The sequence below is a fragment of the Pseudoalteromonas sp. G5_S1_54_S4 genome (genome assembly GCF_054968565.1).
This window is the reverse complement of the sequence record NZ_JBQKUL010000031.1, coordinates 36,243-51,423: the sequence shown is the minus strand read 5'-3', so window position 1 is coordinate 51,423 and position 15,181 is coordinate 36,243. Positions and strand designations below refer to the sequence as shown.

Genomic DNA, 15,181 nt, shown 5'->3' with positions numbered 1-15,181 from the left:
ATCAATAAGTTTATAAAGTGCGGGCTTTTTAAGCTCGCATTTTTGTTTGTTTTACCCCACGTTATTTTTTGCAGTATAATCACCGTATTCAAACTCAGGAATTTAACACTATGAATGTTGGTATTATTGGCGCAATGGAGCCAGAAGTTAAAATTTTGCGCGAGGCGATGCAAAATCCACAAGTTTTAACCAAGGCTGGTTTTACTTTTTACACAGGCGAGCTTGCAGGCAATACCGTCACTTTAGTGCAATCAGGTATTGGTAAAGTCGCTTCGACAATCGCAACCACATTACTTATCGATAACTTCAATCCAGATTGTGTTATTAACACTGGCTCTGCCGGTGGATTCGACCCATCACTAAACGTTGGCGATGTAGTAATTTCATCTGAAGTACGTCATCACGATGTTGATGTAACAGCGTTTGGTTACGAAATTGGCCAAGTACCACAAATGCCAGCAGGTTTTACTGCTCACCCTAAACTTGTAGAAGCAGCCGAGCAAACAATTGCACAAATTAGTGAAGTAAAAACCCTTGTTGGTTTAATTTGCACTGGCGACTCGTTTATGTGCGACCCTGTTCGTATTGAAAAAGCACGCAGTGACTTCCCTACAATGCTAGCAGTAGAGATGGAAGGTGCATCAATTGCGCAAACGTGTTTTGCACTTAATACACCATTTGTTGTTATTCGCTCAATGTCTGATATTGCAGGCAAAGAGTCGCCGCAATCATTTGAAGAATACTTAGAAACAGCCTCTATAAATTCATCAAAAATGGTCGTAGCTTTACTTGAGAAATTAACGGCGGTTACGCTGTAAATGCTCAATAATATTGTTCAAAATCATTTGGACTTTATTGTATTTATTTGTGCGCTCCTTGCTGAGCGCTTTTTACCTTTAGTAAGTTGGTATCACCCTAACCACATACTCTCTGCTATTTTTAGCGCTATAAGCCAGCGTATTTATAAAAAAACAGACACCAAGCAATATCATTATTTAGCAGCCTCAATGGCAAGTACGCTTATACTTAGTACTGTGCTTATTATTGTAGTTTTACTGCTTCAGCTTGCCTTTTACCCCGAGCTGTTATCAGGTCTTATTTTATATTTATGCCTAGAAAACAGTAGCCTGAATAAAAAAGCGATACGCATAGCTAGGCTAGTCAAAAAAAATCAAAAATCGACAGCACGCGAATTATTAAAGCCACTAGTAGCCCGTGAAGTTAATGCACTTTCAAGCCCCGGGATCATTAAAGCCATTATGGAAAGTGTCATACTTAGAACGGCGCGTCATTACTTTGTGGTAATTTTCATATTTTTAGTATTGGGCCCCGTCGCCGCTCTCGCCTATCGTTTAATCACTTTAATTCAACAGGCGTGGCGAAGTGATATAGCCCCAAACAGCTCTTTTTTGATGCCGCTTAAACTGGTTCTTTTTATTGTTGAGTACATTCCCATACGTTTACTCGCGCTGACAATTGCCTCACTAAAGGCCAGTAAAAAAAGCATGCATTATATTAAGCATTATGGCCGACACTTCTATCAAACCAATACAGGCTGGTTACTTAGTGTATGTTCTGCATCTTTGGGGGTACAACTTGGTGGGCCTGCTATTTATAATACACAGCGTTTTAATAAAATGCGTGTCGGTGTAGAGCGTCTTCCCAACGCCGATGACGTACCACAACTACTCAATACACTTAACCAAACTCGCTTTTTTTGGCTTCTGATTATTATTAGCGTTGAAGTTATTAAGGCTGTTCTCGTTTTTAAGTTCGCATAAAAAAACCAGCCGTAGCTGGTTTTTATAATGTCCGAAGTTTTAAGCTACGGTGATATTTGCAAATTTGCGTTTACCTACTTGATAAATAGCCGTTGTGCCTTTTGCAATTTCCAATTTGGTATCTGTAACTTTGTCTTCGCCGTTAAGCTTTACAGCACCTTGTTTGATCATCCTCATGGCCTCTGAGGTACTCGCCACTAAGCCCGCTTCTTTAAGTAAGTTAGCGATTAAAATTGACTCTTCATCAATATTAACTGTCAGCTCAGGGATTTCATCTGGCAAGGCTTTTTTCTGAAAACGCTGGATGAAGTCATCATGAGCAGCTTGCGCGTCAGCTTCACTGTGAAAACGCGCAATTAGCTCTTTAGCTAATTCAATTTTAATATCGCGCGGGTTAGTGCCCTGCTCTACACGCTGTTTTTGCGCTGCAATTTGCTCAATAGAAAGGCTACTGAGCAAATCGTAGTAACGCCACATGAGTACGTCACTAATTGACATGATTTTACCGAACATATCTGAAGGCGTATCAGTAATACCAATATAATTACCGAGTGACTTCGACATTTTCTGAACGCCGTCAGTTCCCTCAAGTAAAGGCATCATTAATACTGTTTGTGGTTTTTGACCTTCATCTTTTTGCAGCTCACGACCCATTAATAGGTTAAAACGCTGATCGGTGCCGCCTAGCTCAACATCTGATTCTAATGCGACTGAATCCCAGCCTTGCACCAGTGGATACAAAAACTCATGAATCGCAATCGATTGACCGCCAGCATAGCGCTTTTTAAAATCATCACGCTCAAGCATACGCGCCACAGTTTGACGCGCGGCTAATTTTATCATCCCCGCAGCGCCTAATTTCTCCATCCACGTAGAGTTAAAAGCGACGGTTGTTTTAGCCGGGTCTAAAATTTTGAACACCTGCTCTTTATAGGTTTCGGCGTTGGCAAGCACGTCATCACGTGTAAGTGGTTTACGGGTCACATTTTTGCCCGTTGGATCGCCAATCATACCGGTAAAATCACCAATTAAAAAAATAACCTCATGACCTAAATCTTGAAAGGTTTTCATTTTATTAATGAGTACAGTGTGACCTAGGTGTAAATCTGGAGCCGTAGGATCAAAACCAGCTTTAATTTTTAGCTTTTTCCCCGACTTTAATTTTTCAACCAACTCATCTTCAATTAATATCTCTTCTGCACCGCGTTTTATCTCTGCTAGAGCGGTTTGTAAATCCACTGTGTGTTACTCCAAAAAATTCTGACAACGAAGGGGTGTAATATGCTCACGGTTTATTGCTAGCGCGTTATCACAAAGCAAATAAAACTATTTAGCTAACATAACAAATTTCCACCTAATTAGAACAACTTTTTTAACTAATCGCAGCACCAACTAAAATGCAGGGTGTACGTTCTAAAAGGGGATATAAACGAGCGATTAATAATACGCCAAAAGTGTTTATCACAAACTAAAAACAGTTTATAAATTAATCACTTCTCGTAATTAAACCGTTTTATAAGCTAATTTAACATTATGATGAAAAAGCAAAGTATCCAAGAATATAAAATAGTGTAACAGTTCAACTTTAAACACAAACAGCCTGAATACCCTATGATTTTAGCCTAATTTAACTCGAGTTTAAATCTACAAAATACTAGTATTCACAGATTATTCGTTATATCCTGCAATATAACCTATTTATTATCTTGACAGCAGAAAAAGGCACGTTATGGTTCACGTGGTTAACACGCTCCCCAAAAAACACAAAATGCTTATTCTAGGTTTGGTTTCTGCTATTGTTGCCTTAGCCTTTCTTCCTTCTGAAAAAGCCACTGCATCCAAAGACAATAGTGAAAACACACTAGAAATTGGTAAGCGCTATGAATTACAAATTAAAGTAGGTGAGAACGAAAAACTCACAGACCTAAATTCCGAGCAGGCAGCACAAAAACTTCCAGAATATGATTTTGTCGATCACCAAGTTAAAAATGGTGACAACTTAGCGATTATTTTTAAGCGTGCCGGTTTTTCTGCGCAAACGCTGCATAAACTTGTAAACACCAACGCTGAAACACGTAAGCTAACTAAAATTCACCCAGGTGAAACGTTAAGCTTTGCTACCGCCGAAGACGGTTCATTAGCTCAATTACGCTACGTTATTTCTAAAACGGATACGCTATTCGTCACACTTAATGACGAAGGCCAATACGACACCTCAATTGACAGCAAAGAAATAGAAACACTGAGCAAAACAGCCGGTGGGGAAATTTCAAGTAGCTTTTGGACCTCTGCAATTGCAGCAGGTTTAAGTGAACGCCAAATCATGAACTTTGCCGATATATTTGGTTGGGACGTCGATTTTGCTAACGACATTCGCAAGGGTGATGAATTTGGCTTAATTTATGAGTCTCATTTTGTTGACGGTGAGTTTATTGGCACCGGTAAAATTATTGCCGCTGAATTTATAAACCAAGGTGAGCGTTACACCGCTATTCGTCACACAGACGGTAACTTTTACACCCCTGAAGGCCGTAGTATGAAAAAAGCCTTTTTGCGTGCGCCTGTTAATTTCAAATATATTAGTTCAAGCTTTAACCCTCGCCGCCTACACCCTGTTACAGGACAAGTGAAAGCACATCGCGGCATTGATTACGCTGCACGCACAGGCACGCCAGTTGTATCATCGGGTAATGGTAAAGTAATTAAAGCAGGCTATAGCAAATATAATGGTAATTACGTATTTATTAGCCATGGTACTCAATATATTACTAAGTACTTACACCTTAACAAGCGCCTAGTCAGAACAGGGCAAAAGGTAAAACAGGGAGAAAAAATAGGTACTGTTGGCTCAACTGGTCGTGTAACCGGTGCGCATTTACATTATGAGTTTTTGGTTAACGGCGTTCACCGTAACCCTAAAACCGTAAAACTACCTAAGTCTGAACCATTACCTCGTTCAGAGCTTGCTAAATTTAAGCCTATTGCTGATAACTTTATCGCACAACTAGAGCGTAATCGTGAGCTACAACTAGCACTTAGATAACCACTTCACTGATTAAATAAAAAAGCCTTTGTTGGGGTTACCCGCAAAGGCTTTTTTGTGTGTGATATTTAAGTTTCAATCTTAATTTACAAGTACATAAATTAGCTGCACAACCAAAGATATCATGACTAATGGCCAAATATACTTGCTGTATTTGGTAGCACCCTCTAGCCCCATTTTACTTTGGTACTTTTCTAGCAAAGGAATAATGATCACCAAAGCAATCACTAAGCTAATTAAAATGACAAATATATTCATATCAACACCTTTGTATTATACCAATTCGTTCAAATAATATTGAAACGGGTATTAACTTACGGCAAAGCGCAGCCTTTCGCGCTAATATATAACTCATACCAGTGCTCTCGACTTAAATTAATATTAATTGCATCACTCGATGCCTTAATACGATCTATATTAGTTGTGCCTATAATTGGCTGAATCGATGCAGGATGGCGAAGTAGCCATGCCAATACAATAGCTTCTGCACTTGTGCCATATAAAACGGCAAGCTTACTAACTAAAATACTCGTGTTTACATCCGCTTGTGACGCTTTTGATAGGTCACCGCCTGAGTATAAACCTTGGCACAAACTGCCCCAACTCTGAATTTGAATGTCATGCTCACGACAATACTCAACACACCCTGGGGTAAAGTTAATATCTTTGCCATCGGCATTACCTACATAAATGCCCTCATCAACCCACTGATGTTTTTGTAAACTGGCCTCTATTTGATTTGCTACAATTGGCATATCTAAAGCGCGCTGCAAAAACCTTATTTGATGTTGAGACATATTAGAAACTGCAAAATGACGCACTTTGCCACTTTCTTTTAAACAGCTAAATATTTGCGCGACTTCCTCTACCTCCATTAATGGATCGGGGCGATGCAACATAAGCACATCTAAGTAGTCGGTATTTAATCGTTTAAGTGAGCCCTCAACAGAACGCTCAATCCAATCAGCAGAAAAATCATAACGCTGCGGGTTTTTCTCATCAGCAAAGCGAATACCACACTTAGACTGAATATACATTTGTTCTCTGAGCTCAGGACGTTCAGCCAACGCTTTACCAAAAACGTGCTCAGCTTTGCCTAAGGTATAAATATCAGCGTGATCAAAAAAGTTAATCCCGCTTTCAAATGCTGCGTCTATGCATGAATGAGCTTGCTTTAAGTGCCCACTGTTGATGGCGTCTTTATTCCAAGCACCTCCTAAACCCATACAACCAAATACAAGCTTACTAACCTTGGGTAAATATTTTGCCAGCGGAGTGTGTAACATTTGACAGCCCTTTTAAAAATGAAGAGTGATTACTTTAAACAAAAAACCCTATACAAGAAACCGCTTAATCTAAAACATTAAATTTTAGGCAAAAAAAAAGCGCAGTAAACTGCGCTAATGGTTGGATTAAATATTACTAGCCAACAAGTGCTAATAAAATACCTGCAGCAACAGCACTTCCCAGTACGCCAGCTACATTAGGCCCCATGGCATGCATCAGTAAAAAGTTGTGCGGGTTATTTTCAAGACCGACTTTATTAACTACACGAGCCGCCATAGGAACAGCCGATACACCCGCTGCACCAATTAATGGATTAATTGGGGTTTTTGATATTTTATTTAAGCCTTTTGCCATAAATACACCTGAGGCCGTACCAATAGCAAACGCCATTGCGCCCAGCACCAAAATACCAATAGTTTCTACTGTTAAGAACTGCTCGGCAGCAAGCTTAGAGCCTACCGCTAGTCCTAGAAATATGGTGGTTATATTAATAATTTCGTTTTGAGCACTGTTACTTAGCCTATCGACCACACCCGACTCACGCATTAAGTTACCTAAACAAAACATACCAACCAGTGGAATGGCGGCTGGTAAAAAGAGCGCAGTTAAAGTGAGTACCATCAGCGGAAAAATAATTTTTTCCTTTTTTGATACTTTACGCAGTTCTGGCATTTGAATTTTACGTTCTTCAGGCGTTGTAAACGCACGCATGATAGGCGGCTGAATAATAGGAACCAACGCCATGTACGAGTACGCAGCCACTGCTATAGCACCTAATAAATCAGGTGCCAGCTTTGACGCTAAAAAGATAGCGGTTGGCCCATCAGCGCCACCAATAATGGCAATTGCTGACGCATCTTGTAAACTAAACTCAAACCCTGGAATAAAGTTAAGTAAAATAGCCCCAAATAAGGTAGCAAAAATACCAAACTGCGCCGCAGCACCTAATAACAACATACGCGGATTTGCAATTAAGGCACTAAAGTCAGTGAGCGCGCCCACTCCCATAAATATTAATAACGGAAAAATTCCGGTATCAATACCTACATAGTAAACATAATAAAGTAAGCCACCAGGGTCAGATAAGCCCGCCACAGGAATATTAGTTAAAATAGCCCCAAAACCAATGGGCAGTAATAGTAGCGGCTCAAAGTTTTTAACTATAGCTAAAAATAATAACAAACAACCAACGGCAATCATGATCAGCCCAGGAAATGTAAAGTTAGCAATGCCTGTGGCATGCCAGAGGTTTAAAATACCATCCATCCTCTAATTACTCCTTAAGCTAATGCAATCATTGCATCGCCGGTTGACACTGAATCACCTTCAGAGACAAGCACGTCTGCAATTGTACCGGTATGCATGGCGCGTACTTCGGTTTCCATTTTCATGGCTTCCATAATAATCACCACATCACCTTCATTTACTACCTGACCTGGCTTTACTTTAATTTTAAAGATATTACCGGCAAGTGGCGCATTAAGAGTTTCACCTGAGGCAACTGATGCCGACTGTGGAATATGCTCTGAGTCTTTTAGCGTCACCTCTTTAAGCTCACCGCCTTGAGCAACCACGACATCGTATACTTTGCCATCTACTTTAACGCTGTATTGCTCAGCCTTAACGCCTTTATTGTTTGCCGCTGATTTTTCAGGTGCTTTATTGGAGCTATCATCAGCGCTAGGAACAGGTTCAAATGCGTCAGGGTTATTGCGGTTTTTAATAAACTTCAAACCAATTTGTGGGAATAAGGCATACGTGAGCACATCATCAATTTGCTCATCAGCAAGCGTTAAGCCTTGCTCTTGCGCAAGTTTACTTAATTCAGCCTCAAGCGTTTCAAGTTCAGGTTTGATCACATCTGCAGGGCGACAGGTAATTGCTTCGCTGCCATCAAGTACACGCTCTTGTAACTCTTTATTCATAGGAGCAGGTGTTGAACCATACTCACCTTTTAATACGCCAGCGGTTTCTTTGGTGATGGTTTTATAGCGCTCGCCAGTAAGCACATTAAGTACTGCCTGAGTACCAACAATTTGCGAGGTCGGTGTAACTAATGGAATAAAGCCCAAATCCTCACGCACCCGTGGAATTTCAAGTAATACTTCGTTTAGTTTATCAGCAGCGCCTTGCTCTTTAAGCTGATTTTCCATGTTAGTTAACATACCACCTGGCACTTGGGCTAATAAAATTCGGCCATCAACACCTTTTAAACTGCCTTCAAACGCAGCGTACTTTTTACGTACGTCTCTAAAGTAAGCTGCAATTTCTTCAAGGTGGTTTAAATCAAGCCCAGTATCACGCTCAGTACCTTCCACGATTGCAGCAATTGTTTCAGTTGCTGAATGACCATAAGTCATACTCATAGACGATACAGCCGTATCGAGCATATCAATACCGGCATCAATCGCTTTTTGATACGTTGCGGTACTTAAACCCGTTGTTGCATGACATTGCATGGCAATAGGAATTGAAACCGTTTCTTTTAAGCCTTTAATCAGTTTTTCTGCATCGTAAGGCTTAAGCAATCCCGCCATATCTTTAATACAAATTGAATGACAACCTAATTCTTCAAGCTGCTTAGCAAGTGTTAGCCACATATCCAGTGTGTGTACTGGGCTTACCGTGTAAGAAATCGTACCTTGGGCATGCGCGCCTACTTTAACCGCCGCTTTTATGGCAGTTTCTAAGTTACGTACATCATTCATGGCATCAAAAATACGAAATACGTCTACGCCATTTTTGTGTGCGCGCTCAACAAACTTTTCAACAACATCATCAGCATAATGGCGATACCCCAATAAGTTTTGACCGCGAAGTAACATTTGCTGGGGTGTATTTGGCATCGCCTTTTTAAGCGCGCGAATACGCTCCCACGGATCTTCGCCTAAATAACGAATACATGAGTCAAAGGTAGCCCCACCCCAAGACTCTATAGACCAATAACCTGCGTCATCAATTTTTTTTGCAATAGGTAACATGTCGTCTAATCGCATGCGGGTAGCTAAGAGCGACTGATGTGCGTCACGAAGTACGAGTTCTGTTATTTTTAATTTAGCCATTGGTATGCTCCTCTAATTATTATTTGTTTTGTACTGAGCAATGGCAGCACTAATTGCAGCGATGTGCTCATTTGGCACACCTTGAGATTTAAAAGATGGTGTTCTCTGTGATACTTCAAGTTCTGGCTGAGAAAATTTGCTAGCCAGCTTAGACATAACTGTCACTGCACCAATCAATAAAGAAAGAAATACAAACACACCCACCATACCGGTTAGCATTAAATTGCCTGCAGTTGTGAGCAAAGCCCCTATATCCATAATTCTCCCCTGTTCAAAACTGAATACATAAAAAATCAGTTTATTTAAATAAATATTCACCAATAGTAACAAAAACTATTCTTTTGTCTACACATTGTAAATTGGTAAAACCAATTAATCTAAAAGTAACATATCACCAATAAGGTTAACACCACCTAAAATAGCTTATTTAACCTATATATATAGATGGTAAAAATGTTCGTTATAAACAAAGAATATATAAAAACCCTAATATTCTGTAAAAACACATAAAAATATACCTAATGAGCTAATCCACTAAAAACTGCCAAAGCAAATGTTAATTGGTCTTACCAAAGTAACGACTGTAAAAACTATTTATTATCTCATCAGACACCACTGTGAATAAGTTACAGATAAAACCGTAAAAATTACCAACCTAATATAAAGCTAAACTCAAAAAGATAAATTAAACCATTGATTTAAAACAAAATAAAATACTGGCACATTACTCGCTTATATAAAAACAACACTTTAACACTTAGATAAATCAAGGAGATGACAATGTTACGCTGGACAATTACATTTTTGGTGATCGCACTAATCGCAGCCGTTTTAGGATTTGGTGGTATTGCAGGAGCCGCAGCAGGAATTGCTAAGATCATATTTTTTATCTTTTTAGTTTTACTGGTTATTTCACTTGTCTCTGGCGCTTTACGTGGTAAAAGCCCCAGGTAGATAAGAAACAACGAACTTTTTAAATTTATATACAAGGAATTACATTATGAAATCATCAACACTTAAAGCAGCAGCTATTGGCCTATTCGCAAGTGCATTTATTATGGGTTGTGAAGACAATCATGCAGAAGAAGCCGGTGAACGCATCGACGAAGCCGTGACAGATGTTCAAAATAAAGTAGAAGATGCCTGTGAAGAAGTAAAAGAAGGTGTCAACGCTGAAGAAACAAATTGCTAATTCAGCCCCTTTTTAAAAAGCGACCATTTGGTCGCTTTTTTTTGTGTTTAGTATTAGTCGCCAAGTTGCTACCCATTAATTATAAACTCTGAACTATTAATTCTTTTTAAGCTGCGCATTTGCCACATAGCTTGCTAAAATGATAAAAAATAGCTTTTAAGTATAGATGCATGATATTTACGACAACCTATAAACTCGATAAACCTTACTTTTATGAATGCTTCGACCAATCGCTGCCTTATAGTAAGCGTGCACAACCTAAATACTTTTTATTGGCGCTACTTGTGATATTAGGGCTATTTGGCATTTATGGTTTAGGCGATCATTACCTTGGTACATTTTTGCTTATGTTAGCTTTACTTGAGTGCATTGCTTTTTATTATCGTCGTCCTTGGTGGGTAACAAGGCAAATGCTTAGCAGAGCATCTGGCTCTGAAGTCACTCTCACCTTCGACGAGGACGGAATAAAATCAACCAATCATTACAAGAATTACCAATTAGCTTGGCACGACATTAATAAAGTAATTACTACAGATTGCGGCCTATTGTTAAAAAGTAAAAGCGGTATGCAATACATTTCTAAGGCAATACTCGACGAAGAAACGATTGATTTTATAAACAAAAAAGCCACTCAATGAGTGGCTTTTACAAATGTCATAGTTATTAACTAGCACATTTTATACTATGTTAATTAAGCATTGCCCGGATTAGGGTTAGACTTTTCAGCTTGTATGCGCATGTAAATTTCTTCACGATGAACTGATACGTCTTTAGGTGCGTTAACACCGATACGAACTTGATTTCCTTTAACACCCAGAACAGTAACGGTTACTTCGTCACCAATCATCAGGGTCTCGCCTACTCTACGAGTTAGTATTAGCATTCTCTTGCTCCCATGTTCCAATAAAATTATAAGATTCCGCACACACATTTTAATTAAAATTAGACTAAAAAGTAAGTAAAAACTCTCAATCTATTCATTTTCTGTTAAAAATGTCTTATGTAATGCACGAACAGCCAGCTCGAGGTATTTTTCATCTATTAAAACTGAAATCTTTATCTCTGAGGTTGAAACAAACATCACATCAATATTCTCTTGTGCTAACGAATCAAAAAATAAACTCGCTACCCCAGAATGAGATGTCATCCCCATACCTACAGCTGACACTTTCGCCACATTAGTTAATCCGTCAATTGCCTGTGCGTCAAATTGCTGTTGCTCAGCCGTTAACAAATCAAGTGCGTTTAAATAATCATTTAAATGCACAGTAAAAGCATAGTCGACTTTTTCAACTTTATGATTAATTTGATTAATCATATCTATTTCGATGCCATTATCTGCAAAAAGTTTCAAAATTTTTGCAAGCGCTTTAGTGCCTTGCGGTACTCCATGTACCTTAATCAAACACTCGTCTCGATTAAATGCAATACCCGACACAACGTTACTCGCCACATCGCTCTCCTCAAAACTAATTAATGTACCTTCATCAGGTTTAAAGCTAGATAACACTCTTAATGGTACATTGTGCTTACCAGCCGACTCTACAGAGCGAATATGTAGCACTTTAGCACCTAAACTAGCCAGCTCAAGCATTTCGGCAAAGGTTACATGGCTTAAACGTCGTGCATTAGGTTCAATACGAGGATCTGTTGTATATACGCCATCAACATCAGTATAGATCTGACATTCATCCGCTTTTATTGCACCCGCTATTTCAACCGCAGAGGTATCGGTGCCACCACGCCCAAGCGTAGTCACGTTGCCCTCAATATCGCGTCCTTGAAAGCCGGCAATAATAGCAATACGGTTATGTTCAAGTTCATGTTTTAAACGCGTTGCAGCCACGTCTTCTACACGGGCTTTACCGAACATGTTATCGGTTAATATATTCACCTGATCGGCTAACAAGCTTACCGCAGAATGGCCGCGTTTAATAATCGCCATCGCTAATAAAGCTATAGAGACTTGTTCACCGGTACTGAGTAATACATCGAGTTCACGACTACTCGGGCGAGAGTCGATTTGTTTGGCAAGATTAATTAAGCGATTGGTTTCTCCCGACATTGCCGAAAGCACCACCACCACTTGGTGGCCTTGTTGCTTAGTTTTAACAACAAGGTCGGCGACCGCTTCAATACGCTCTATTGAGCCTACCGAAGTGCCGCCAAATTTTTGAACTATAAGTGCCACTTAAGCTTAAGTACGCTCAGTTAACCAAGCTGTTACGCTATCAAGTGCTGCAGTTAAGTTTTGTGGCTCAGAACCCCCCGCTTGCGCCATATCTGGACGACCGCCGCCTTTACCACCTACTTGGCCTGCCATGTGGTTAACTAACTCACCCGCTTTTACTTTACCGGTCAAGTCTTTAGTTACACCCGCAATTAGGCTTACTTTATCACCGCTGGCAACACCTAAAGCAATAACGCCTGAGCCAATCTTATTTTTAAGATCATCAACCATGCCACGAAGCGCTTTTGATTCAGTTCCTTCAACGTTGGCAACTAGCAGTTTAACCCCATTAATTTCAACCACTGAATCAAGTAACGATGCACCTGCCGCACTGGCTAGTTTATCGTTAAGTTGGGCAACTTGCTTTTCAAGTCCTTTCGACTTTTCAAGTAAGGCAGTTACTTTTTCAAGTACTGACGCACTGTCACCTTTTACAAGCGCTGCAACATCTGCTAATTGCTGTTCTTGTTCATTAACATAAGCGATTGCTTCTGCACCGGTTACCGCCTCAATACGACGAACACCGGCAGCAATACCGCTTTCAGATACAATTTTGAATAAACCAATGTCACCTGCACGCTCTACGTGTGTACCACCACAAAGCTCAATTGAGTAATCACCTATGGTTACTACACGTACTTCGTCATCGTACTTTTCGCCAAACAATGCCATAGCACCTTTTGCTTTAGCATCATCAATTGCCATTAGCTCAGTATTAAGTGCAAAGTTACGACGAATTTCGTCATTTACTACACGTTCAATTTCGCGCAGTTCTTGTTTGGTCACTGCTTCAAAATGTGAGAAGTCAAAACGCAGACGATCTGGCTGCACAAGTGAGCCTTTTTGCGATACGTGCTCACCTAAAAGCTGACGCAATGCTTCATGTAAAATGTGCGTAGCTGTGTGATTTTTCTTAATGCTTTCACGACGCGCATCGTCAATGGTCGCATCCACTTTATCGTTAACGCCAATACGCCCTTGTACTGTTCCATGATGAGCAAAAGCATTACCCAATTTAGTGGTATTCGTTACATTAAACTCACCACCGGCAACAGTAATTGTTCCGCTATCACCAATTTGGCCGCCTGATTCAGCGTAAAACGGAGTACGGTCTAAAACAATAATACCTTGCTGACCATCTTCTAATAACGATACAGATTCGCCACCGGCAAAAATTTCTACTACAGTGCCACGGTAATGATTACTATCGTAGCCTTTAAAATCAGTGTGCTTATCTGATTTTAATTGCTCATTATAATCTGCACCAAATTTGCCCGCTTGCTGTGCTGTTTTACGTTGCACTGCCATACATGCTTCAAAACCTTGATGGTCAATGGTCATTTGGCGTTCACGCGCTACATCAGCTGTTAAATCGGCAGGGAAACCATAGGTATCGTAAAGTTTAAATACTAAGTCACCTGGGATCACATCCCCGGTTAAATCACTCAAGCTTTCTTCTAAAATAGCTAAACCACGCTCAAGCGTTTTACCAAACTGCTCTTCCTCAATACGCAGTACTTTTTCAATAATTTCTTGTTGCTTAGCAAGCTCTGGGTACGCTTGACCCATTTGCTCAATAAGTGCAGCAACCAATTTATAGAAAAACGCGCCTTTAGCACCTAACTTATTACCGTGACGTACTGCACGACGAATAATACGACGCAATACATAACCACGGCCTTCATTTGATGGCATAACCCCATCTGAAATTAAAAACGCACACGAACGAATATGATCCGCCACCACGCGAAGCGACTTATCATCCATATCTTGTGCATTAGTAACGCTTGCAGCGGCGGCAATTAAGCCTTGGAATAAATCGATTTCGTAGTTTGAATGCACACCTTGTAAAATAGCTGAAATACGCTCAAGGCCCATACCAGTATCAACAGATTGCTTAGGAAGTGGCTCCATAGTCCCGTCGCTTTGACGGTTGTATTGCATAAATACTAAGTTCCAAATTTCAATGAAACGGTCGCCATCTTCTTCAGGAGTGCCCGGAGGACCACCCCAAATGTGCTCACCGTGATCATAAAATATTTCAGAACATGGACCACAAGGGCCAGTGTCACCCATAGACCAAAAATTATCGCTCGTTGCAATACGAATAATACGATCTTCAGGTAAGCCTATATCGTTAGCCCAGTAGCCAAAGGCTTCTTCGTCATCATGGTAAATGGTCACTAACAGCTTTTCTTTTGGTAGTTTTACAACCTCAGTTAAAAACTCCCACGCAAATTTAATTGCATCTTGCTTAAAGTAATCACCAAAGCTGAAATTACCTAGCATTTCGAAAAAGGTATGGTGACGTGCTGTGTAACCAACATTTTCTAAATCGTTGTGTTTACCACCAGCACGCACACAACGCTGAGAGCTAGTTGCGCGTGTATAAGGGCGGCTTTCGGCGCCTAAAAATACATCTTTAAATTGCACCATACCGGCATTATTAAATAACAACGTGGCATCGTTACCCGGTATAAGCGAACTAGAAGGAACAACTTGGTGTTGTTTGCTGGCAAAAAAGTCTAAAAACTGTTGCCTAATCTGTGCGGTAGTCATGTGCTGCATGTGAAAGTCTCACCTGTA

Annotated in this window: 15 protein-coding genes; 6 read left to right on the top strand and 9 right to left on the bottom strand. The window is 40.1% G+C overall.

Annotation, left to right across the window (positions count from 1 at the left end; all coding sequences use genetic code 11):
- Nucleotides 1-110 precede the first annotated feature (110 nt).
- A complete protein-coding gene (gene mtnN / locus ACTRWE_RS12615) occupies nt 111-818 on the top strand; it encodes a 5'-methylthioadenosine/S-adenosylhomocysteine nucleosidase (RefSeq protein WP_016900621.1) in 708 nt (235 codons plus the stop codon).
- Nucleotides 819-1,781, top strand: coding sequence for a cobalamin biosynthesis protein CobD/CbiB (locus ACTRWE_RS12610; RefSeq protein ID WP_462880114.1), 963 nt, complete (start codon nt 819-821; stop codon nt 1,779-1,781).
- 39 nt (nt 1,782-1,820) lie between these two features.
- On the opposite strand, the gene tyrS is transcribed toward ACTRWE_RS12610, so the two are convergent.
- Nucleotides 1,821-3,020, bottom strand: coding sequence for a tyrosine--tRNA ligase (tyrS, locus tag ACTRWE_RS12605; protein ID WP_462880113.1), 1,200 nt, complete (start codon nt 3,018-3,020; stop codon nt 1,821-1,823).
- Nucleotides 3,021-3,510: 490 nt separating this feature from the next.
- Between tyrS and ACTRWE_RS12600 the strand changes: the two genes are divergently transcribed.
- Complete coding sequence (locus ACTRWE_RS12600) at nt 3,511-4,824, top strand: peptidoglycan DD-metalloendopeptidase family protein (RefSeq protein WP_462880112.1); 1,314 nt, start codon at nt 3,511-3,513, stop codon at nt 4,822-4,824.
- Between the two features lie 81 nt (nt 4,825-4,905).
- Here the strand turns inward: ACTRWE_RS12600 and ACTRWE_RS12595 are convergent, their stop codons facing one another.
- The 5 genes from ACTRWE_RS12595 to ACTRWE_RS12575 form a co-directional block, all read right to left on the bottom strand.
- Nucleotides 4,906-5,082 carry a hypothetical protein gene (locus ACTRWE_RS12595; RefSeq protein ID WP_013464132.1) on the bottom strand — a complete coding sequence of 59 codons (177 nt, stop codon included), beginning with the start codon at nt 5,080-5,082 and terminating at the stop codon, nt 4,906-4,908.
- A 56-nt stretch (nt 5,083-5,138) separates the two neighbouring features.
- The gene (locus ACTRWE_RS12590) at nt 5,139-6,110 is read right to left on the bottom strand and encodes an aldo/keto reductase (RefSeq protein ID WP_033102599.1); all 972 of its coding nucleotides are present in this window, start codon (nt 6,108-6,110) and stop codon (nt 5,139-5,141) included.
- Nucleotides 6,111-6,246: 136 nt separating this feature from the next.
- Nucleotides 6,247-7,377: a sodium ion-translocating decarboxylase subunit beta gene (locus tag ACTRWE_RS12585; protein ID WP_013464130.1), complete on the bottom strand. Its 1,131-nt coding sequence runs from the start codon at nt 7,375-7,377 to the stop codon at nt 6,247-6,249.
- Nucleotides 7,378-7,391: 14 nt separating this feature from the next.
- Entirely contained in the window at nt 7,392-9,173 is a 1,782-nt protein-coding gene (gene oadA / locus ACTRWE_RS12580; RefSeq protein WP_016900617.1) for a sodium-extruding oxaloacetate decarboxylase subunit alpha, read from the bottom strand.
- 12 nt (nt 9,174-9,185) lie between these two features.
- Nucleotides 9,186-9,431, bottom strand: coding sequence for an OadG family protein (locus ACTRWE_RS12575; protein ID WP_013464128.1), 246 nt, complete (start codon nt 9,429-9,431; stop codon nt 9,186-9,188).
- A 522-nt stretch (nt 9,432-9,953) separates the two neighbouring features.
- Here ACTRWE_RS12575 and ACTRWE_RS12570 point away from each other — a divergent pair.
- From ACTRWE_RS12570 to ACTRWE_RS12560, 3 genes are all read left to right on the top strand, one after another.
- Nucleotides 9,954-10,127 (top strand): DUF1328 domain-containing protein, encoded by a 174-nt coding sequence (locus ACTRWE_RS12570; RefSeq protein WP_002961939.1) that lies wholly within the window; start codon nt 9,954-9,956, stop codon nt 10,125-10,127.
- 46 nt (nt 10,128-10,173) lie between these two features.
- Complete coding sequence (locus ACTRWE_RS12565) at nt 10,174-10,365, top strand: hypothetical protein (protein WP_013464127.1); 192 nt, start codon at nt 10,174-10,176, stop codon at nt 10,363-10,365.
- A 170-nt stretch (nt 10,366-10,535) separates the two neighbouring features.
- A complete protein-coding gene (locus tag ACTRWE_RS12560) occupies nt 10,536-11,003 on the top strand; it encodes a YcxB family protein (RefSeq protein ID WP_462880111.1) in 468 nt (155 codons plus the stop codon).
- Nucleotides 11,004-11,056: 53 nt separating this feature from the next.
- On the opposite strand, the gene csrA is transcribed toward ACTRWE_RS12560, so the two are convergent.
- The 3 genes from csrA to alaS all read right to left on the bottom strand — a co-directional run bounded on the left by csrA (nt 11,057) and on the right by alaS (nt 15,163).
- Nucleotides 11,057-11,248, bottom strand: a complete 192-nt coding sequence (gene csrA / locus ACTRWE_RS12555; protein WP_004587515.1) for a carbon storage regulator CsrA — start codon at nt 11,246-11,248, stop codon at nt 11,057-11,059.
- A gap of 90 nt (nt 11,249-11,338) precedes the next feature.
- The gene (locus ACTRWE_RS12550) at nt 11,339-12,556 is read right to left on the bottom strand and encodes an aspartate kinase (protein ID WP_462880110.1); all 1,218 of its coding nucleotides are present in this window, start codon (nt 12,554-12,556) and stop codon (nt 11,339-11,341) included.
- A gap of 6 nt (nt 12,557-12,562) precedes the next feature.
- Complete coding sequence (gene alaS / locus ACTRWE_RS12545) at nt 12,563-15,163, bottom strand: alanine--tRNA ligase (protein ID WP_054202266.1); 2,601 nt, start codon at nt 15,161-15,163, stop codon at nt 12,563-12,565.
- Between the last annotated feature and the right edge of the window lie 18 nt (nt 15,164-15,181).